The organism is Enterobacter sp. KB-280D8 (assembly GCF_041399405.1).
Taxonomy (GTDB): Bacteria; Pseudomonadota; Gammaproteobacteria; order Enterobacterales; family Enterobacteriaceae; genus Enterobacter; species Enterobacter cloacae_N.
In genome coordinates this window covers 110119-131970 of record NZ_JBGKEC010000004.1, presented here as the reverse complement: position 1 = coordinate 131970, position 21852 = coordinate 110119, and the positions used below count along the sequence as shown (strand labels likewise).

Sequence of the window (21852 nt, the reverse complement as noted above, 5' to 3'; positions counted from 1 at the left end):
AAAGCCTCTCTTTGTATTATTTTGTTACAAACCCTCTTCGGTCGATGAATATTCAGCCGTTTTCCCTTCCCCCTTGACCGGCCAGCAACGCAGCCGCCGCCTTCACCGACCGCTTGCGTGAATCTGGCGCTGTTATCCCCAGAGAATCTGTCATAAAATGCTGCCCGCGTCGCAAACTGACACTTTATATTTATCTGCGATGATATTGAGTGAGCCTTAACGCTAGTGTGCATATTCGGTTTTTTTCTTACAAATATTCATAACGTTAATTTTGCCTCGCCAGTTGTGCAGTTATTAGCCAGGTCTGTTTATCTCTGTAAATAGCGGCCTTTCGGGTCCTTATAGGGAGAGTCCTGGCTTGACAAGCTTTTCCCTCGCTCCGTAAACTCCTTTAGGTGGGAATTTGTGGGTTAAAGTGGTGAGGAGGGGTGAGACTGGCATGTTCCGTGGAGCTACGTTAGTCAATCTCGACAGCAAAGGGCGTTTATCGGTCCCAACCCGATATCGCGACCAGCTGATTGAGAACGCTTCGGGTCAAATGGTTTGCACCATTGACATCAACTCCCCCTGCCTGCTGCTTTACCCCTTACCTGAATGGGAAATTATTGAGCAAAAGCTGTCGCGACTGTCGAGCATGAACCCGCAAGAGCGCCGCGTGCAGCGGCTGTTATTGGGACATGCCAGTGAGTGTCAGATGGATAGCGCCGGGCGATTACTGATTGCGCCCGTGCTGCGGCAACATGCCGGTCTGACCAAAGAAGTGATGCTGGTCGGACAGTTCAACAAGTTTGAACTGTGGGACGAAACGGCCTGGTATCAACAGGTCAAGGAAGATATCGACGCTGAGCAGTCTGATTCCGCAACTTTATCGGAACGGCTGCAGGACTTGTCTCTATAAATATGATGGAAAATTATAAACACAAAACGGTGCTGCTGGACGAGGCCGTGAACGGCCTGAACATTCGTCCGGATGGCATCTACATTGATGGCACGTTTGGTCGCGGTGGTCACTCGCGTTTGATCCTCTCCCAGCTTGGAGAGGAAGGGCGCCTGCTGGCAATCGATCGCGATCCGCAGGCGATTGCCGTTGCACAGACCATCAATGACCCACGCTTTTCCATCGTGCATGGACCTTTCTCTGCGCTCGCGGATTACGTTGCTGAGCGCGATCTTACGGGCAAGATCGACGGGATTCTTCTCGATCTTGGCGTCTCTTCACCCCAACTTGATGATGCAGAACGCGGCTTCTCCTTTATGCGCGACGGTCCGCTGGACATGCGTATGGACCCGACGCGTGGCCAGTCTGCCGCCGAATGGCTGCAGACCGCTGACGAAGCGGATATTGCCTGGGTGATCAAAACCTTTGGCGAAGAACGTTTTGGCAAGCGCATTGCGCGCGCCATCGTTGAGCGCAACCGCGTTGAGCCAATGACCCGCACCAAAGAGCTGGCCGAAGTGATCGCGGCGGCGACGCCGGTGAAGGATAAGCACAAACATCCCGCGACCCGTACCTTCCAGGCGGTTCGCATCTGGGTAAACAGTGAACTGGAGGAAATAGAGCTGGCGCTAAAAAGCTCGCTCGACGTGCTGGCCCCGGGTGGGCGGTTATCCATCATCAGCTTCCATTCGCTGGAAGACCGCATTGTGAAACGCTTCATGCGTGAACAGAGCCGCGGTCCACAAGTGCCAGCGGGGCTGCCGATGACGGAAGAACAACTCAGGAAGCTGGGTGGCCGTCAGTTGCGAGCATTAGGCAAGTTGATGCCGGGCGAAGAAGAGGTGGCAGAGAATCCACGCGCCCGTAGTTCAGTGCTGCGAGTTGCAGAGAGGACGAACGCATGATCGGCAGAGTGACAGAGACCCTAAGCAAAGTTAAGGGATCGTTAGGAAGCAACGAGCGCCATGCTTTGCCTGGCGTGATCGGCGACGATCTTTTGCGGTTTGGGAAGCTGCCACTCTGCCTGTTCATTTGCATCATTGTTACGGCAGTTACGGTGGTGACCACGGCTCACCATACACGTTTATTGACTGCGCAGCGCGAGCAGCTGGTGCTGGAACGCGATGCGCTGGATATTGAATGGCGAAATCTGATCCTTGAAGAAAACGCGCTCGGCGATCACAGCCGGGTTGAACGGATCGCAACGGAAAAGCTGCAACTGCAGCATGTTGATCCTTCCCAGGAAAATATCGTAGTACAAAAATAAGGGAAAACGCGACGCATGAAAGCAGCGGCAAAAACGCTAAAACCAAAACGTCAGGAAGAACAGGCCAACTTTATCAGTTGGCGTTTTGCGTTGCTTTGCGGCTGCATTTTACTGGCGCTGGGTTTCCTGCTGGGGCGCGTGGCGTGGCTGCAAATCATCGCCCCTGACATGCTGGTACGCCAGGGGGATATGCGCTCCCTTCGCGTTCAGGAAGTGTCGACTTCTCGCGGAATGATAACCGACCGTTCAGGCCGCCCGCTGGCGGTGAGCGTGCCGGTGAAAGCGATCTGGGCCGACCCGAAAGAGCTGCACGATGCCGGTGGCATCACGCTTGATAACCGCTGGAAAGCGCTGTCAGATGCGCTCAAAATGCCGCTGGATCAGCTTGCCTCCCGCGTCAACGCGAACCCGAAAGGGCGTTTTATCTATCTGGCGCGCCAGGTTAACCCTGACATGGCGGACTACATTCGAAAACTGAAGCTGCCGGGCATTCATCTGCGCGAAGAATCCCGTCGTTACTATCCGTCCGGTGAAGTAACCGCTCACCTCATTGGCTTCACCAACGTCGACAGCCAGGGGATTGAGGGCGTTGAAAAAAGTTTCGATAAGTGGCTCACCGGCCAGCCGGGCGAGCGAATTGTGCGTAAGGACCGCTACGGGCGCGTCATCGAAGATATCTCCTCTACGGACAGCCAGGCGGCGCATAACCTGGCCCTGAGTATTGACGAGCGCCTGCAGGCGCTGGTCTACCGCGAGCTCAACAACGCTGTGGCGTTTAACAAGGCCGAGTCAGGCAGCGCCGTGCTGGTGGATGTCAGCACTGGCGAAGTGCTGGCCATGGCCAACAGTCCGTCCTACAACCCGAACAACTTTACCGGCACCGCAAAAGATGCGATGCGTAACCGGGCGATTACTGACGTGTTCGAACCCGGGTCCACGGTGAAACCGATGGTGGTGATGACGGCGCTTCAGCGCGGTATCGTCAATGAAAACACGGTCCTGAACACGATCCCTTACCGTATTAACGGCCACGAGATTAAAGACGTGGCGCGCTACAGCGAATTGACCCTGACCGGGGTATTACAGAAGTCGAGTAACGTCGGTGTTTCAAAGCTGGCGTTAGCGATGCCGTCCTCAGCGTTAGTAGAGACTTACTCACGTTTTGGACTGGGAAAGGCGACCAATTTGGGGTTGGTCGGAGAACGCAGTGGCTTATATCCTCAAAAACAACGGTGGTCTGACATAGAGAGGGCCACCTTCTCTTTCGGCTACGGGCTAATGGTAACCCCGTTACAGTTAGCGCGAGTCTACGCAACGATTGGCAGCTATGGCGTCTATCGCCCGCTGTCCATCACCAAAGTTGATCCACCGGTTCCGGGCGAGCGTATCTTCCCGGAATCCATCGTTCGTACCGTTGTGCACATGATGGAAAGCGTGGCGCTGCCGGGTGGCGGCGGCGTGAAGGCGGCCATTAAAGGCTACCGCATCGCCATTAAAACCGGTACGGCGAAAAAGGTGGGGCCAGACGGTCGCTACATCAACAAATACATTGCCTATACCGCAGGCGTTGCGCCTGCAAGCAATCCGCGTTTTGCGCTTGTGGTCGTCATTAACGATCCACAGGCGGGTAAATACTACGGCGGCGCCGTTTCTGCGCCTGTGTTTGGCGCCATCATGGGCGGCGTGTTACGCACCATGAACGTTGAACCGGATGCGCTGGCGACGGGTGAAAAAAGTGAATTTGTAATTAATCAAGGCGAGGGTACAGGTGGCAGATCGTAATTTGCGCGACCTTCTCGCTCCGTGGGTGCCTATGCTACCTGCGCGAGCACTACGAGAGATGGTACTGGACAGCCGCGTGGCTGCTTCTGGCGATCTTTTTGTGGCGGTGGTCGGTCATCAGGCGGACGGGCGTCGTTATATCCCGCAGGCGATTGCGCAAGGTGTTGCTGCCATTATTGCTGAGGCCAAAGACGAGGCAACCGACGGTGAGATCCGTGAAATTCACGGGGTGCCGGTTGTCTATCTCAGCCAGTTGAATGAGCGTCTCTCTGCACTGGCAGGACGTTTTTATCACGAACCTTCCGACCAGCTGCGTCTGGTTGGCGTGACGGGCACGAACGGAAAAACCACCACCACACAGCTGATGGCGCAGTGGGCTCAGCTGCTGGGTGAAACGGGGGCCGTGATGGGCACCGTAGGCAACGGCCTGCTGGGCAAAGTGAGCCCGACGGAAAACACCACCGGCTCGGCGGTTGACGTACAGCATGTGCTTGCCGGTCTGGCAGGTCAGGGGGCAACCTTTGCCGCGATGGAAGTCTCTTCGCACGGTCTGGTTCAGCACCGCGTTGCGGCGCTGAAATTTGCTGCTTCAGTGTTCACGAACCTGAGCCGCGATCACCTTGATTACCATGGTGATATGGAGCACTACGAAGCCGCGAAATGGCTGCTGTTCTCTACTCACCATTACGGCCAGGCTATCATCAACGCCGATGACGAAGTGGGCCGCCGCTGGCTTGCGAAGCTGCCGGACGCGGTTGCGGTGTCGATGGAAGACCATATCAATCCGAACTGCCACGGCCGCTGGCTGAAGGCCGTTGACGTTAACTATCACGACAGCGGCGCGACGATCCGCTTTGCCTCTTCCTGGGGGGAAGGTGAAATTGAAAGCCGCCTGATGGGGGCGTTTAACGTCAGCAATCTGCTGCTGGCGCTGGCGACGTTGCTGGCGCTGGGTTATCCGATGGCGGAGCTGCTGGAAACGTCAACGCGTTTGCAGCCGGTCTGCGGCCGTATGGAAGTGTTCAGCGCGCCGGGTAAACCGACCGTAGTGGTTGATTATGCCCACACCCCGGACGCGCTGGAAAAAGCACTGGAAGCAGCGCGCCTGCACTGCACCGGTAAGCTCTGGTGCGTGTTTGGCTGCGGCGGCGATCGCGATAAAGGCAAACGCCCGCTGATGGGGGCTATTGCCGAGCAGTTCGCGGATATTCCGGTTGTGACCGATGACAACCCGCGTACCGAAGAGCCGCGCGCCATCATCAACGACATTCTGGCGGGAATGCTGGACGCCGGTCGTGCCCGCGTGGTGGAAGGCCGTGCGGAAGCCGTGACCAACACCATTATGCAGGCGCAGCAGAATGATGTTGTTCTGCTGGCGGGCAAAGGGCATGAAGATTATCAGATTGTTGGCAATCGCCGTCTGGACTACTCGGACCGCGTAACGGCAGCACGCCTGCTGGGAGTAGTGGCATGATTAGCATCACGTTACGTCAGGCCGCTGCCATCCTGCAGGGCGACCTGCACGGGCAAGACCTGACCATCGATGCCGTGACGACGGACACCCGCAAAATTACTGCGGGCTGTCTGTTTGTGGCGCTGAAAGGCGAGCGTTTTGACGCGCATGATTTTGCAGAACAGGCCAAAGAGAACGGCGCCGGTGCGCTGCTCGTCAGCCGCAGGCTCGATATCGATCTGCCGCAGATTGTGGTGAACGATACGCGTCTCGCGTTCGGCGAGCTGGCCGCCTGGGTGCGTCAGCAGGTGCCTGCTCGCGTTGTCGCACTGACCGGGTCATCAGGCAAAACGTCGGTGAAAGAGATGACGGCGGCGATCCTCAGCCAGTGCGGCAATACGCTCTATACCGCGGGCAACCTCAATAATGACATCGGCGTGCCGATGACATTACTTCGCCTGACTAAAGAACATGAATTTGCGGTGATTGAGTTAGGGGCAAACCACCAGGGCGAAATCGCCTGGACCGTAAGCCTGACTCGCCCGGAAGCGGCGCTGGTGAATAACCTGGCGGCGGCGCATCTTGAAGGCTTCGGCTCGCTGGAAGGCGTGGCGAAAGCGAAAGGTGAGATTTACACCGGCCTGCCGGATGACGGTATTGCCATTCTTAACGCCGATAACAACGACTGGCTGAACTGGCAAAGCATCATTGGTTCGCGTAAAACCTGGCGCTTCTCGCCGAATGCGGCCAACAGTGACTTTACCGCGACCAATATCCATGTGACGTCGCACGGTACGGAGTTCACCCTCACCACTCCGACGGGCGGCGTAGACGTGCTGCTGCCGCTGCCGGGACGCCATAACATCGCCAATGCGCTTGCGGCAGCGGCGTTATCGACGGCGGTGGGCGCGTCGCATGAGGCGATCAAAGCGGGGCTGGCGAACCTGAAAGCCGTGCCGGGACGTCTGTTCCCGATTCAGCTTTCGGAAAACAAGCTGCTGCTGGATGACTCATACAACGCGAACGTCGGCTCGATGACGGCGGCGGTGCAGGTATTATCTGAAATGCCGGGCTACCGCATCATGGTGGTTGGCGATATGGCCGAGCTGGGCGATGAAAGCGAAGCCTGTCATACCCAGGTCGGTGAAGCGGCAAAAGCGGCGGGGCTGGACTGCGTGCTGAGCGCAGGAAAACTGAGCCAGGCGATTAGCCGTGCCAGCGGCGTTGGCGAACATTTTGCCGATAAAGCCGCCTTAATTGAGCGCCTTAAGGCATTAATTACAGAAAAACAAATTGTGACAGTGTTAGTGAAAGGTTCACGTAGTGCCGCCATGGAAGAGGTTGTGCACGCATTACAGGAGAACGGGACATGTTAGTTTGGCTGGCCGAACATTTGGTCAAATATTATTCTGGCTTTAACGTCTTTTCGTATCTGACGTTTCGCGCCATCGTCAGCCTGCTGACTGCGCTGTTCATCTCGTTGTGGATGGGCCCGCGCATGATTGCCCGTCTGCAAAAACTCTCTTTCGGCCAGGTCGTACGTAACGACGGTCCGGAGTCGCACTTCAGCAAGCGCGGTACGCCGACGATGGGCGGGATCATGATCCTTACCGCGATCGTTGTTTCCGTGCTGCTGTGGGCCTACCCGTCCAACCCGTACGTCTGGTGCGTGCTGACCGTGCTGGTGGGCTACGGCATTATCGGGTTTGTGGATGATTACCGCAAAGTCGTCCGCAAAGACACGAAGGGCCTGATCGCCCGCTGGAAGTATTTCTGGATGTCAGTGATTGCGCTGGGCGTGGCCTTCGCGCTGTATCTGGCCGGGAAAGACACGCCTGCCACCGAGCTGGTGGTGCCGTTCTTTAAAGACGTGATGCCGCAACTGGGGCTGTTCTACATCCTGCTGGCCTACTTTGTGATTGTTGGCACAGGCAACGCCGTTAACCTGACCGACGGTCTGGATGGCCTGGCCATTATGCCAACCGTCTTTGTGGCCGCCGGTTTCGCGCTGGTGGCGTGGGCGACCGGTAACATGAACTTTGCGAACTACCTGCACATCCCTTATCTGCGCCACGCGGGTGAGCTGGTGATCGTCTGTACGGCGATTGTTGGCGCGGGGCTGGGCTTCCTGTGGTTCAACACCTACCCGGCGCAGGTCTTTATGGGCGACGTCGGTTCTCTGGCTTTAGGCGGTGCGCTCGGCATTATCGCCGTACTGCTGCGTCAGGAGTTCCTGCTGGTGATCATGGGCGGCGTGTTTGTGGTTGAGACCCTGTCGGTGATTTTGCAGGTTGGCTCCTTCAAGCTGCGCGGTCAGCGCATCTTCCGTATGGCGCCGATCCACCACCACTATGAACTGAAAGGCTGGCCGGAGCCGCGCGTGATTGTGCGCTTCTGGATTATTTCGCTGATGCTGGTGCTGATTGGCCTGGCAACGCTGAAGGTACGTTAATCATGGCAGATTACCAGGGCAAAAAAGTCGTTATCATCGGGTTAGGCCTTACAGGCCTCTCCTGCGTGGACTTTTTCCTTGCGCGCGGCGTTACGCCGCGCGTGATGGATACGCGTGTCTCTCCGCCGGGTCTGGACAAGCTGCCGGAACAGGTTGAACGCCACCTTGGTGGTCTGAATGATGACTGGCTGCTGGCAGCCGATCTGATTGTCGCCAGCCCGGGAATGGCGCTGGCGCACCCTTCATTGAGCGCTGCCGCGGATGCGGGCGTTGAGATTGTTGGCGATATCGAACTGTTCTGCCGCGAAGCGCAGGCGCCGGTTATCGCGATCACCGGTTCTAACGGCAAAAGCACCGTTACCACCCTGGTGGGTGAAATGGCAAAAGCCGCAGGCATGAACGTAGGGGTAGGCGGCAATATCGGTCTGCCCGCGCTGATGCTGCTGGACAAAGGCTGCGAGCTGTACGTTCTGGAACTTTCCAGCTTCCAGCTTGAAACCACCTCCAGCCTGCATGCGGCGGCGGCAACAATCCTCAACGTGACTGAAGATCATATGGACCGGTATCCATTTGGTCTGCAGCAGTACCGCGCGGCCAAGCTGCGCGTATACGAAAACGCCAAAGTCTGCGTGGTTAACGCCGATGACGCGCTGACCATGCCCGTGCGTGGCGCGGATGAGCGCTGTATCAGCTTTGGTATCACCATGGGTGATTATCATCTGAACCGTCAGTTGGGAGAAACCTGGCTGCGCGTGAAAGGCGAGAAAGTGCTGAACGTGAAAGAGATGAAGCTTTCCGGCCAGCACAACTACACCAATGCCCTGGCGGCGCTGGCGCTTGCGGATGCCGTAGGGCTGCCGCGCTCTTCCAGCCTGAAAGCGTTGACCACGTTTTCCGGCCTGGCGCACCGTTTCCAGCTGGCGCTGGAGCATAACGGCGTGCGCTGGATTAACGACTCCAAAGCGACCAACGTGGGAAGCACGGAGGCCGCGCTGAACGGTCTGCACGTTGACGGTACCCTGCATCTGCTGTTGGGGGGAGACGGCAAATCCGCAGATTTCTCCTCCCTGAAGCCGTATCTCACCGGCGATAACATCCGCCTGTACTGCTTTGGCCGCGACGGCAGCGAGCTGGCTGAACTACGCCCGGAAATTGCCGAGCAAACTGAAACGATGGAACAGGCGATGCGCCTGATCGCCCCGCGCGTGCAGCCTGGCGACATGGTTCTGCTCTCCCCGGCGTGCGCCAGCCTCGATCAGTTTAAGAATTTCGAACAGCGTGGCGATGTCTTTACCCGCCTTGCGAAGGAGTTAGGCTGATGCGTTTATCTCTCCCTCGCCTGAAAATGCCGCGCCTGCCAGGATTTGGGATCCTGGTGTGGCTGTTTGCGGCGCTTAAAGGCTGGGTGATGGCTTCACGGGATAAAGATTCCGATAGCCTGATTATGTACGATCGCACCCTGTTCTGGCTGACGCTGGGGCTGGCGGCGATCGGCTTTATCATGGTGACCTCGGCTTCCATGCCCGTCGGGCAGCGTCTGGCGAACGATCCCTTCCTGTTCGCCAAGCGTGACGGGCTGTACATCATTCTGGCGTTTTGCCTGGCGCTGGTGACGCTTCGTCTGCCGATGGCGTTCTGGCAGCGGCACAGTACCGCGATGCTGATCGCTTCTATCATCATGCTGTTGATCGTGCTGGTTGTCGGGAGCTCCGTTAACGGGGCATCGCGCTGGATCGCCTTCGGCCCGCTGCGTATTCAGCCAGCGGAATTTACCAAGCTTTCATTGTTCTGCTATCTGGCGAACTACCTGGTCCGTAAGGTCGATGAGGTGCGTAATAACCTTCGCGGCTTCTTAAAGCCGATGGGCGTGATTCTGGTGCTGGCGATTCTGCTGCTGGCGCAGCCTGACCTCGGTACTGTGGTGGTGCTGTTCGTGACGACACTGGCGATGCTGTTCCTGGCAGGGGCCAAGCTGTGGCAGTTCATTGCCATTATCGGAATGGGGATATCAGCGGTGGTGCTGCTGATCCTCGCTGAGCCTTACCGTATCCGCCGCGTTACCTCATTCTGGAACCCCTGGGAAGATCCGTTCGGCAGCGGTTATCAGCTGACGCAGTCGCTGATGGCGTTTGGCCGCGGTGAAGTCTGGGGACAAGGCCTGGGCAATTCGGTTCAGAAACTGGAGTATTTACCGGAAGCGCATACTGACTTCATCTTCTCCATTATTGGGGAAGAACTGGGTTATATCGGTGTGGTATTAGCGCTATTAATGGTATTCTTCGTCGCTTTCCGTGCTATGTCCATCGGCCGGAAAGCGCTGGAGATCGATCACCGCTTCTCAGGCTTCTTAGCCTGCTCAATTGGTATCTGGTTTAGCTTCCAGGCGCTGGTTAACGTCGGGGCCGCAGCGGGTATGCTGCCGACCAAAGGTCTGACGTTGCCGCTGATCAGCTATGGTGGTTCGAGTCTGTTGATCATGTCGACGGCCATTATGTTTTTGTTACGCATAGATTATGAGACGCGTCTGGAGAAAGCCCAGGCGTTTACACGAGGTTCACGATGAATCAACCGAAGCGGTTAATGGTGATGGCGGGCGGTACCGGCGGACACGTGTTCCCGGGACTGGCGGTTGCGCACCATTTAATGGATCAGGGCTGGCAGGTACGCTGGCTGGGAACCGCAGACCGCATGGAGGCCGACCTGGTACCGAAGCACGGTATCGAGATCGACTTTATTCGAATTTCTGGCCTGCGGGGAAAAGGCCTCAAGGCCATGCTGCTGGCACCGGTGCGTATTTTCAACGCCTGGCGTCAGGCGCGGACCATCATGAAGCGCTTTAAGCCCGATGTGGTGCTGGGCATGGGCGGCTATGTCTCTGGACCCGGCGGGCTGGCCGCATGGTCATTGGGTATTCCCGTTGTGCTGCATGAGCAGAACGGTATTGCCGGCCTGACCAACAAGTGGCTGGCGAAAATCGCGACCAAAGTGATGCAGGCGTTTCCCGGCGCGTTCCCGAAAGCGGACGTGGTGGGCAACCCGGTGCGCGTGGACGTGCTGGCGCTACCGCTGCCGGATGCCCGCCTGGCGGGACGTGAAGGTCCGGTTCGTGTGCTGGTTGTCGGTGGGTCTCAGGGGGCGCGTATTTTAAACCAGACGATGCCGCAGGTGGCGGCAAAGCTGGGGGATGCCGTGACGATCTGGCACCAGAGCGGAAAAGGCGCTCAGCAGACCGTTGAGCAGGCTTATGCCGAAGCGGGAAAACCGCAGCATAAAGTGACGGAATTTATTGACGATATGGCCGCAGCCTATGCCTGGGCCGATGTCGTGGTCTGCCGCTCGGGGGCGCTGACGGTGAGCGAAATTGCCGCCGCCGGTTTACCCGCGCTGTTCGTGCCGTTCCAGCACAAAGACCGACAGCAGTACTGGAATGCGCTGCCGCTTGAGAAAGCCGGCGCGGCGAAAATTTTTGAACAGCCACAATTTACCGCCGATGCGGTCGCCACCACCCTGGCGGGCTGGAACAGAGACGCACTGCTGGAGATGGCACAACGCGCGCGCGCGGTTGCTATCCCGGATGCGACAGAACGGGTGGCAAAAGAAGTGAGCCTGGCAGCCCAGGCTTAACCCTCGCAGCGCGTGAAGCGCGGCACGAATTTTAAGTAGTCGATGGCGTTTAGAGAATGAATACACAACAACTGGCAAAACTGCGTTCAATCGTGCCCGAGATGCGTCGCGTCCGGCACATTCACTTTGTTGGCATCGGTGGTGCTGGCATGGGCGGTATTGCCGAAGTGTTAGCTAACGAAGGCTATCAGATCAGCGGGTCTGACCTGGCGCCAAACCCTGTAACGCAGCAGCTGGCGTCGCTTGGGGCGACTATCTATTTCAACCATCGCCCGGAAAACGTGCGCGATGCGAGCGTGGTGGTGGTCTCAAGCGCCATCTCCTCTGACAACCCGGAAATCGTTGCCGCGCATGAAGCGCGCATTCCCGTGATCCGCCGTGCTGAAATGCTGGCGGAACTGATGCGTTTCCGTCACGGCATTGCGATTGCCGGCACCCACGGTAAAACCACGACCACGGCGATGGTCTCCAGTATTTATGCGGAAGCCGGGCTCGATCCGACGTTCGTCAACGGCGGTCTGGTGAAAGCGGCAGGCGTGCATGCGCGTCTGGGCCACAGCCGTTATCTGATTGCGGAAGCGGATGAGAGTGACGCGTCGTTCCTGCATCTGCAGCCGATGGTGGCGATTGTCACGAACATCGAAGCTGACCATATGGATACCTACCAGGGCGACTTCGAGAACTTAAAGCAGACCTTTATCAACTTCCTGCACAACCTGCCGTTTTATGGGCGTGCGGTAATGTGCGTCGACGACCCGGTGATCCGCGAGCTGCTGCCGCGCGTCGGTCGTCAAATCACTACCTATGGTTTCAGCGAAGACGCTGACGTCCGCGTGGAAGCGTACAAACAGATTGGTGCGCAGGGCCATTTCACTCTGGCGCGTCAGGACAAAGAGCTGCTGCACGTCACGCTGAATGCGCCTGGGCGCCATAACGCGCTCAACGCCGCTGCGGCAGTGGCTGTTGCGACGGAAGAAGGCATTGACGATGAAGCGATCCTGCGCGCGCTGGAAAGCTTCCAGGGCACGGGGCGTCGCTTCGACTTCCTCGGTGAATTCCCGCTGGATGCGGTGAATGGTAAGCCAGGCACCGCGATGCTGGTAGACGACTACGGTCACCATCCGACCGAAGTGGACGCGACCATCAAAGCCGCACGCGCGGGCTGGCCGGAGAAGAATCTGGTGATGATCTTCCAGCCGCACCGCTTCACGCGTACCCGCGATCTGTATGACGATTTCGCCAGCGTCCTGTCGCAGGTGGATACCCTGCTGATGCTGGATGTTTACGCCGCAGGCGAAACGCCGATTCCGGGCGCGGACAGTCGTTCCCTGTGTCGTACCATTCGCGGGCGCGGTAAAGTTGACCCTATTCTGGTATCTGATCCGGCGCAGGTGGCGGAAATTCTGGCACCGGTCCTGACCGGTAACGATCTGATTCTGATTCAGGGTGCGGGAAATATCGGCAAAATCGCCCGTACTTTAGCTGAAATCAAACTGAAGCCGCAAACCCAGGAGGATGAGCATCATGGCTGATAAGATTGCAGTCCTCTCTGGCGGCACCTCCGCCGAGCGCGAGGTTTCCCTGAATTCCGGGGCTGCCGTGCTGGCGGGCCTGCGTGAAGGCGGCGTAAACGCGCACCTGGTCGATCCAAAAGAGGTCGACGTGACGCAATTAAAAGCGATGGGCTTCGATAAGGTCTTTATCGCGTTACATGGTCGTGGCGGTGAAGACGGAACCCTGCAGGGGCTTCTGGATCTGATCGGCATGCCTTACACCGGCAGCGGCGTGATGGCTTCCGCCATCTCTATGGATAAACTGCGCAGTAAGTTACTCTGGCAGGGCGCGGGGCTACCTGTTGCACCTTGGGTGGCGCTGACCCGTCGCGAATTTGAATTGGGCCTGTCGGACAGCGTTAATACACGCATTGCGTCACTGGGCTTACCGGTTATTGTAAAGCCGAGCCGGGAAGGGTCGAGCGTCGGGATGTCAAAGGTCGATAAAGCTGAAGATTTGTCATCTGCTTTAGCGCTGGCATTTCAACACGATGAAGAAGTTCTGATTGAAAAATGGCTCAGCGGGCCGGAATTTACCGTCGCGATGCTTGGCGAAGAAATTTTACCGTCAATTCGCATCCAACCCGCCGGAGTCTTCTATGATTATGAGGCGAAGTATCTCTCTGATGAGACGCAATATTTCTGCCCTTGTGGTCTTGAAGGTGAGCGTGAAGCCGAATTACAGTCCCTGGTGGTAAAAGCCTGGAATGTTCTCGGGTGTCGCGGCTGGGGACGCATTGATGTGATGCAGGACAATGACGGGCAGTTTTATCTGTTGGAAGCCAATACTTCGCCGGGAATGACCAGCCACAGCCTTGTGCCGATGGCGGCGCGTCAGGCGGGAATGAGCTTCTCTCAGTTAGTCGTACGTATTCTGGACCAGGCGGGCTGATATGTCTCAGGCTGCATTGAACACGCGCAACCGCGATGACGAAGAAGAATATACTTCTTCACGCCGGAGTAATGGAACGCGTCTTGCAGGGATTATTTTCCTGCTCGGGGTGCTGTGCACCGTGTTTATCAGCGGCTGGATGGTGCTGGGCTGGATGGAAGATGCGCAGCGGCTGCCGCTGTCGAAGCTGGTGGTGACCGGTGAGCGTCACTACACGCGTAACGATGATATTCGCCAGTCAATTTTGGCGCTGGGATCGCCCGGCACCTTTATGACGCAGGACGTCAATATTATTCAGAGCCAGATTGAACGTCTGCCATGGATAAAACAGGCGAGTGTCAGAAAACAATGGCCTGATGAATTGAAGATTCATCTGGTTGAATATGTGCCCATTGCGCGTTGGAATGATCAGCACATGGTTGACGTAGACGGAAATTCCTTCAGCGTCCCGAGCGATCGTGTCAACAAGCAAAATTTACCGATGTTGTATGGCCCGGAAGGCAGCGAAAACGAAGTATTGCAGGGTTTTCGTGAAATGGGCCAGGTGCTGGCGAAGGACAGGTTTACGTTAAAAGATGCTGCGATGACGGCGCGCCGCTCCTGGCAGCTGACGTTGACGAACGGCATTAAGCTCAACCTGGGACGCGGCGACACAATGAAACGTCTGGCGCGTTTTGTAGAACTTTACCCGGTTTTACAGCAGCAGGCGCAGACGGACGGCAAACGGATAAGCTACGTTGATTTGCGCTATGACTCAGGCGCAGCAGTCGGTTGGGAGCCGGCTCCGGTCGAGGAACCTAATCAGCAACAGAATCAGGCACAGGTACAGGCAGAACAACAATGATCAAGGCGACGGACAGAAAACTGGTAGTTGGACTGGAGATTGGCACCGCGAAGGTTGCCGCTTTAGTAGGGGAAGTTCTGCCCGACGGTATGGTCAATATCATTGGCGTGGGCAGTTGCCCGTCCCGTGGTATGGATAAAGGTGGGGTAAACGACCTTGAGTCGGTGGTGAAGTGCGTACAGCGCGCCATCGATCAGGCTGAATTAATGGCAGATTGCCAGATTTCTTCTGTCTATCTGGCCCTTTCTGGCAAGCACATCAGCTGCCAGAACGAAATCGGTATGGTGCCGATTTCCGAAGAAGAAGTGACGCAGGAAGACGTTGAAAACGTTGTGCATACGGCGAAGTCCGTGCGCGTTCGCGATGAGCATCGCGTGCTGCACGTGATCCCGCAGGAGTATGCGATCGACTACCAGGAAGGGATCAAGAACCCGGTTGGTCTGTCTGGCGTGCGTATGCAGGCAAAAGTGCACCTGATCACATGTCACAACGATATGGCGAAGAACATTGTAAAAGCCGTTGAACGTTGTGGCCTGAAAGTTGACCAACTTATTTTCGCCGGTCTGGCGGCAAGTTATTCCGTGCTGACCGAAGACGAACGTGAACTGGGTGTCTGTGTGGTCGATATTGGTGGTGGTACAATGGACATGGCCGTGTATACCGGCGGTGCGCTGCGCCACACCAAAGTGATCCCATACGCAGGGAACGTTGTGACCAGCGATATTGCTTACGCTTTTGGTACGCCACCGAGCGATGCAGAAGCGATTAAAGTGCGCCACGGCTGTGCGCTGGGGTCTATTGTTGGCAAAGATGAGAGCGTTGAAGTGCCGAGCGTGGGCGGTCGTCCGCCGCGTAGCCTGCAGCGCCAGACGTTGGCAGAGGTGATTGAGCCACGCTATACCGAGCTGCTCAACCTGGTCAACGAAGAGATTTTACAGTTACAGGAACAGCTTCGTCAGCAGGGCGTGAAACATCATCTTGCGGCGGGGATTGTATTAACCGGCGGTGCAGCGCAAATTGAAGGTCTTGCGGCCTGCGCTCAGCGCGTGTTCCATACGCAGGTGCGTATTGGTGCGCCGCTGAATATTACCGGTTTAACGGATTATGCCCAGGAGCCGTACTATTCAACGGCAGTGGGCCTGCTCCACTACGGGAAGGAATCTCATCTCAGTGGTGAAGCAGAAGTGGAAAAACGCGTCTCAGTGGGGTCGTGGGTCAAACGACTGAACAACTGGCTGCGAAAAGAGTTTTAATTTTTTAAAGAGACCGGAGAGAATTAGCGGTCTCGGGCGACAGGCACAACGGAGAGAGAAATTATGTTTGAACCTATGGAACTGACCAACGACGCGGTGATTAAAGTCATCGGCGTCGGTGGCGGCGGCGGTAACGCCGTAGAGCATATGGTGCGTGAACGCATTGAAGGTGTTGAATTCTTTGCAGTTAACACCGATGCGCAAGCACTTCGTAAGACGGCAGTTGGCCAGACTATCCAGATCGGCGGTGGTATCACCAAAGGCCTGGGGGCTGGAGCTAACCCGGAAGTCGGCCGTAACGCGGCTGAAGAAGATCGTGAAGCCCTGCGTGCTGCACTGGAAGGCGCGGACATGGTCTTCATCGCAGCAGGCATGGGCGGCGGTACTGGTACCGGTGCAGCACCTGTTGTGGCTGAAGTGGCAAAAGATTTAGGTATCCTGACCGTTGCTGTCGTGACCAAGCCTTTCAACTTCGAAGGCAAAAAGCGTATGGCCTTCGCGGAGCAGGGTATCACCGAGCTGTCCAAGCATGTGGACTCGCTGATCACTATCCCGAACGACAAACTGTTGAAAGTTCTGGGTCGCGGTATCTCCCTGCTGGACGCCTTCGGCGCGGCAAACGACGTGCTGAAAGGCGCGGTTCAGGGTATCGCTGAACTGATTACCCGTCCTGGCCTGATGAACGTTGACTTTGCAGACGTTCGCACCGTGATGTCCGAAATGGGCTACGCGATGATGGGCTCTGGCGTGGCGAGCGGTGAAGACCGTGCTGAAGAAGCGGCTGAAATGGCTATCTCTTCTCCACTGCTGGAAGATATCGATCTGTCTGGTGCGCGCGGCGTGCTGGTCAACATTACCGCTGGCTTTGACCTGCGTCTGGATGAATTCGAAACCGTGGGTAACACCATCCGTGCGTTCGCCTCTGACAACGCGACCGTGGTAATCGGTACGTCTCTTGACCCGGAAATGAACGACGAGTTGCGTGTTACCGTTGTTGCGACCGGTATCGGTATGGACAAGCGTCCTGAGATCACCCTGGTGACCAACAAGCAGACTCAGCAACCGGTAATGGATCGTTACCAGCAGCACGGTATGTCTCCTCTGACTCAGGAGCAAAAACCGGCCGCGAAAGTGGTGAACGACCCAACGCCGCAAACGGCAAAAGAGCCAGATTATCTGGACATCCCGGCGTTCCTGCGTAAGCAAGCTGACTAAGAATTGGCTGGAATTTGGGGATTTGCGCTCTTTGTGCTAAACTGGCCCACCGTTAGTGATATACACTCTCGGTTGGATAGTTAATTTGGCGAGATTATACGATGATCAAACAAAGGACACTTAAACGTATCGTTCAGGCGACGGGTGTCGGTTTACATACCGGCAAGAAAGTCACACTGACGTTACGCCCTGCGCCGGCCAATACCGGGGTCATCTATCGTCGCACCGACTTGAATCCACCGGTAGATTTTCCGGCCGATGCCAAATCTGTGCGTGATACTATGCTCTGTACTTGTCTGGTGAACGAGCATGACGTGCGGATTTCTACCGTAGAGCACCTGAACGCCGCCCTGGCGGGTCTGGGTATCGACAACATTATTGTTGAAGTCGATGCGCCAGAAATCCCGATTATGGATGGTAGTGCTGCGCCGTTCGTTTATCTGTTGCTGGATGCCGGCATCGAAGAACTGAACTGTGCGAAGAAATTTGTTCGCATTAAAGAGACCGTTCGCGTCGAAGATGGCGACAAGTGGGCTGAATTCAAACCGTACAATGGTTTCTCGTTGGACTTTACCATCGACTTTAACCATCCGGCGATTGATGCCAGCACCCAACGCTATGCGATGAACTTCTCTGCTGATGCGTTTATGCGCCAGATCAGCCGCGCACGTACGTTTGGCTTCATGCGTGATATCGAATATCTGCAGTCCCGCGGCCTGTGCCTGGGCGGCAGCTTCGATTGTGCCATCGTTGTTGACGATTATCGCGTACTGAACGAAGACGGCCTGCGTTTTGAAGATGAATTCGTTCGTCACAAAATGCTGGACGCGATCGGCGACCTCTTCATGTGTGGTCACAACATCATTGGTGCATTTACCGCGTTTAAATCCGGTCATGCACTGAACAACAAACTGTTGCAGGCCGTCCTGGCAAAACAGGAAGCCTGGGAATATGTGACCTTCGAAGACGAAGCTGAGCTGCCGCTGGCGTTCAAAGCACCGACTATGGTCCTGGCGTAACGGTTAACGCCGTTTCGTAAGAAAAGCGACTGGTTCACCTGGTACTCTCTCCGACCAGGGAAGCCAGTCGTTTTTATTTCTGCCCTTCTGTGATTTGTCCCTCTATTCCCTGGCCTTTGTCGGGTGCCGAATAACGGTGTGTTCGCTGCATTATTGACCGTTTTTACCTGCTACGAGGTGTCATTCCTGCTGCTGTGTAGTGGCTTTAGTGGTAATATCTGGGCGCTAAAAAAAGAATAACTGAACTCAGCCTGCACTGGCGGGCGAATGTGGTGGAGCAAGTGAGCGGAATACTGACGCGCTGGCGACAATTTGGCAGACGTTACTTCTGGCCGCATCTCTTATTAGGGATGGTCGCGGCGAGTTTCGGCTTGCCTGCGCTCAGCAACAGTGCGGAAGCAGCGACACCAGCACGTTCCACTACGACTAAACACGATCTCTCGACGCGGGTTAATTTTACTAATCTCGCGTGGCTTGAAGCCAGCCGTCGTCCTAATTTCTCCGTTGATTACTGGCAGCAGCACGCCATCCGCACGGTTATCCGTCATCTGTCGTTCGCGATGGCGCCGCAGACGATGCCTGTTGCTGAAGAAACGCTGCCGGTTCAGGCTCAGCATCTTGCCCTGCTCGATACGCTTAATGCGCTTCTGACGCAGGACAACCAGCCGCCTGTGAACGTGAGTCAGACGGCGCAAACCGGGTTTGTCTCCCCTGTATCATTCTCCGTTTCGACATGGATTAGCCAGGTTCACGGCATCCGCGCCGGGCCTCAACGCCTCAGCTAAATTAACTTTTTCAATACCTTAATTTATCTGCCCGTCTGGGGCGTTTGAGAATTTATTATGCTAATCAAATTATTAACCAAAGTTTTCGGTAGTCGTAACGATCGTACCCTGCGCCGTATGCGCAAAGCTGTAAACGTCATCAACGGTATGGAACCGGCGATGGAGAAGCTCTCTGATGATGAGCTGAAGGCGAAAACCGCGGAATTCCGCGCGCGCCTGGAAAAAGGCGAAACCCTGGAGAGCCTTATTCCGGAAGCTTTCGCGGTTGTGCGTGAAGCGAGTAAACGCGTATTTGGCATGCGTCACTTCGACGTTCAGCTGCTGGGTGGTATGGTGCTTAACGAGCGCTGCATCGCGGAAATGCGTACCGGTGAAGGTAAAACACTGACCGCAACGCTGCCGGCTTACCTGAATGCACTGACCGGGAAGGGCGTTCACGTCGTTACCGTCAACGACTATCTGGCCCAGCGTGATGCCGAAAACAACCGTCCGCTGTTCGAATTCCTCGGCATGACCGTCGGCATCAACATGTCCGGCCTGCCGGCGCCCGCCAAGCGTGAAGCGTATAACGCTGATATCACCTACGGTACCAACAACGAATACGGCTTCGACTACCTGCGTGACAACATGGCGTTCAGCCCGGAAGAGCGCGTCCAGCGCAAGCTGCACTATGCGCTGGTGGATGAGGTTGACTCCATTCTTATCGATGAGGCGCGTACCCCGCTGATCATCTCCGGCCCGGCCGAAGACAGCTCTGACATGTACCGTAAAGTCGACAAAATCATTCCACACCTGCTGCGCCAGGAGAAAGAAGACTCCGATACCTTCCAGGGTGAAGGCCACTTCTCCGTTGATGAGAAAGCGCGCCAGGTGAACCTGACCGAACGTGGTCTGGTGAAAATTGAAGAGCTGCTGGTGGCTGAAGGCATTATGGAAGAAGGCGAGTCTCTGTACTCTCCGAGCAACATTATGCTGATGCACCACGTGACCGCCGCGCTGCGTGCGCACGCGCTGTTCACCCGCGACGTCGACTACATCGTGAAAGACGGTGAAGTCATTATCGTCGATGAACACACCGGTCGTACCATGCAGGGTCGTCGCTGGTCTGACGGTCTGCACCAGGCCGTTGAAGCGAAAGAAGGCGTGGATATCCAGAACGAAAACCAGACGCTGGCGTCTATTACCTTCCAGAACTACTTCCGTCTGTACGAGAAGCTGGCAGGGATGACCGGTACTGCAGATACCGAAGCGTTTGAATTCAGCTCCATCTACAAGCTGGATACCGTGGTTGTGCCAACCAACCGTCCGATGATCCGTAAGGATATGCCGGACCTGGTGTACATGACCGAAGCCGAAAAAATTCAGGCGATCATCGAAGATATTCGTGACCGTACTGCCAATGGTCAGCCGGTTCTGGTGGGGACCATCTCCATCGAGAAATCTGAAGTGGTTTCTAACGAACTGACCAAAGCTGGCATCAAGCACAACGTTCTGAACGCCAAGTTCCACGCTAAAGAAGCAGACATTGTTGCTCAGGCTGGCTATCCGGCAGCCGTGACCATCGCCACCAACATGGCGGGTCGTGGTACCGATATTATGCTGGGCGGTAGCTGGCAGGCTGAAGTTGCAGAGCTGGAAAACCCAACGCCAGAGCAGATCGCGCAGATCAAAGCCGACTGGCAGGTGCGCCACGACGCGGTGCTGGCATCCGGTGGCCTGCACATCATTGGTACCGAGCGTCACGAATCTCGTCGTATCGACAACCAGCTGCGTGGCCGTGCGGGTCGTCAGGGGGACGCCGGTTCTTCCCGCTTCTATCTGTCTATGGAAGATGCGCTGATGCGTATTTTCGCCTCCGACCGCGTGTCCGGCATGATGCGTAAGCTGGGCATGAAGCCAGGCGAAGCCATTGAGCACCCGTGGGTGACTAAAGCGATCGCTAACGCCCAGCGTAAAGTGGAAAGCCGCAACTTCGATATTCGTAAGCAACTGCTGGAATACGATGACGTTGCCAACGATCAGCGTCGTGCAATCTACACCCAGCGTAACGAACTGCTGGACGTGTCCGACGTGAGCGAAACCATCAACAGCATCCGCGAGGATGTGTTCAAAGCCACCATCGACGCGCATATTCCACCGCAGTCTCTGGAAGAGATGTGGGATGTTGAAGGCCTGCAGGAACGCCTGAAAAACGACTTCGATCTCGATCTGCCAATCAAAGAGTGGCTGGACAAAGAGCCTGAGCTTCATGAAGAGACCCTGCGCGAACGTATCTTTGAAACCGCGCTGGAGGTTTACAAGCGTAAGGAAGAAGTGGTTGGCGCTGAGATGATGCGTCACTTCGAAAAAGGCGTGATGCTGCAGACGCTGGACTCCCTGTGGAAAGAGCACCTGGCGGCGATGGACTACCTGCGTCAGGGTATCCACCTGCGTGGCTATGCACAGAAAGATCCGAAGCAGGAGTACAAGCGCGAATCCTTCTCCATGTTTGCCTCTATGCTGGAGTCGCTGAAGTATGAAGTGATCAGCACCCTGAGTAAGGTTCAGGTGCGTATGCCGGAAGAAGTGGAAGCGATGGAGCAGCAGCGTCGTGAAGAAGCTGAGCGTCTGGCGCAGATGCAGCAGCTGAGCCACCAGACCGACGAAAGCGAAGCCGCAGCAGCGATCGCCGCGCAGACCGGCGATCGTAAAGTGGGTCGTAACGATCCATGCCCATGTGGTTCTGGTAAAAAATACAAGGCCTGCCACGGCCGTCTGAACTAAGTTCATAAAAAAA

18 protein-coding genes are annotated in these 21852 nt (G+C 56.3%); all 18 read left to right on the top strand.

Annotation, left to right across the window (positions count from 1 at the left end):
* The first annotated feature begins 439 nt into the window (after positions 1-439).
* On the top strand, positions 440-898 hold the full coding sequence (mraZ, locus tag AB8818_RS13590; protein WP_192981995.1) for a division/cell wall cluster transcriptional repressor MraZ: 459 nt from the start codon (positions 440-442) through the stop codon (positions 896-898).
* Between the two features lie 2 nt (positions 899-900).
* Positions 901-1842, top strand: a complete 942-nt coding sequence (rsmH, locus tag AB8818_RS13585) for a 16S rRNA (cytosine(1402)-N(4))-methyltransferase RsmH (RefSeq protein ID WP_028015503.1) — start codon at positions 901-903, stop codon at positions 1840-1842.
* The gene (ftsL, locus tag AB8818_RS13580; protein WP_006173860.1) at positions 1839-2204 is read left to right on the top strand and encodes a cell division protein FtsL; all 366 of its coding nucleotides are present in this window, start codon (positions 1839-1841) and stop codon (positions 2202-2204) included. Before rsmH ends, ftsL begins: the two co-directional genes overlap by 4 nt.
* Before the next feature lie 15 nt (positions 2205-2219).
* Positions 2220-3986, top strand: coding sequence for a peptidoglycan glycosyltransferase FtsI (locus AB8818_RS13575; RefSeq protein ID WP_028015504.1), 1767 nt, complete (start codon positions 2220-2222; stop codon positions 3984-3986).
* Entirely contained in the window at positions 3973-5460 is a 1488-nt protein-coding gene (gene murE / locus AB8818_RS13570; protein ID WP_116342500.1) for a UDP-N-acetylmuramoyl-L-alanyl-D-glutamate--2,6-diaminopimelate ligase, read from the top strand. Before AB8818_RS13575 ends, murE begins: the two co-directional genes overlap by 14 nt.
* Positions 5457-6815 (top strand): UDP-N-acetylmuramoyl-tripeptide--D-alanyl-D-alanine ligase, encoded by a 1359-nt coding sequence (murF, locus tag AB8818_RS13565; RefSeq protein ID WP_116342502.1) that lies wholly within the window; start codon positions 5457-5459, stop codon positions 6813-6815. Before murE ends, murF begins: the two co-directional genes overlap by 4 nt.
* Positions 6809-7891, top strand: a complete 1083-nt coding sequence (mraY, locus tag AB8818_RS13560) for a phospho-N-acetylmuramoyl-pentapeptide-transferase (protein ID WP_008501985.1) — start codon at positions 6809-6811, stop codon at positions 7889-7891. Before murF ends, mraY begins: the two co-directional genes overlap by 7 nt.
* 2 nt (positions 7892-7893) lie before the next feature.
* Complete coding sequence (gene murD / locus AB8818_RS13555; protein ID WP_166710111.1) at positions 7894-9210, top strand: UDP-N-acetylmuramoyl-L-alanine--D-glutamate ligase; 1317 nt, start codon at positions 7894-7896, stop codon at positions 9208-9210.
* Positions 9210-10454, top strand: coding sequence for a cell division protein FtsW (gene ftsW / locus AB8818_RS13550; RefSeq protein ID WP_028015508.1), 1245 nt, complete (start codon positions 9210-9212; stop codon positions 10452-10454). The genes murD and ftsW overlap by 1 nt, the downstream gene beginning before the upstream one ends.
* A complete protein-coding gene (gene murG / locus AB8818_RS13545; RefSeq protein ID WP_116342506.1) occupies positions 10451-11515 on the top strand; it encodes an undecaprenyldiphospho-muramoylpentapeptide beta-N-acetylglucosaminyltransferase in 1065 nt (354 codons plus the stop codon). The genes ftsW and murG overlap by 4 nt, the downstream gene beginning before the upstream one ends.
* A 56-nt stretch (positions 11516-11571) precedes the next feature.
* Positions 11572-13047 carry a UDP-N-acetylmuramate--L-alanine ligase gene (murC, locus tag AB8818_RS13540; RefSeq protein WP_116342508.1) on the top strand — a complete coding sequence of 492 codons (1476 nt, stop codon included), beginning with the start codon at positions 11572-11574 and terminating at the stop codon, positions 13045-13047.
* Positions 13040-13960, top strand: coding sequence for a D-alanine--D-alanine ligase (locus AB8818_RS13535; RefSeq protein ID WP_192981997.1), 921 nt, complete (start codon positions 13040-13042; stop codon positions 13958-13960). Before murC ends, AB8818_RS13535 begins: the two co-directional genes overlap by 8 nt.
* Position 13961: 1 nt before the next feature.
* A complete protein-coding gene (ftsQ, locus tag AB8818_RS13530; RefSeq protein ID WP_116342512.1) occupies positions 13962-14804 on the top strand; it encodes a cell division protein FtsQ in 843 nt (280 codons plus the stop codon).
* Positions 14801-16057, top strand: a complete 1257-nt coding sequence (ftsA, locus tag AB8818_RS13525; protein ID WP_006173845.1) for a cell division protein FtsA — start codon at positions 14801-14803, stop codon at positions 16055-16057. The genes ftsQ and ftsA overlap by 4 nt, the downstream gene beginning before the upstream one ends.
* 63 nt (positions 16058-16120) lie before the next feature.
* Positions 16121-17272, top strand: coding sequence for a cell division protein FtsZ (ftsZ, locus tag AB8818_RS13520; protein WP_008501978.1), 1152 nt, complete (start codon positions 16121-16123; stop codon positions 17270-17272).
* Positions 17273-17373: 101 nt separating this feature from the next.
* A complete protein-coding gene (gene lpxC, locus AB8818_RS13515) occupies positions 17374-18291 on the top strand; it encodes a UDP-3-O-acyl-N-acetylglucosamine deacetylase (RefSeq protein ID WP_061099229.1) in 918 nt (305 codons plus the stop codon).
* Positions 18292-18572: 281 nt separating this feature from the next.
* Positions 18573-19076 (top strand): secA translation cis-regulator SecM, encoded by a 504-nt coding sequence (gene secM, locus AB8818_RS13510; RefSeq protein ID WP_163330317.1) that lies wholly within the window; start codon positions 18573-18575, stop codon positions 19074-19076.
* Between the two features lie 57 nt (positions 19077-19133).
* A complete protein-coding gene (secA, locus tag AB8818_RS13505; RefSeq protein WP_116342514.1) occupies positions 19134-21839 on the top strand; it encodes a preprotein translocase subunit SecA in 2706 nt (901 codons plus the stop codon).
* Positions 21840-21852: the final 13 nt, after the last annotated feature.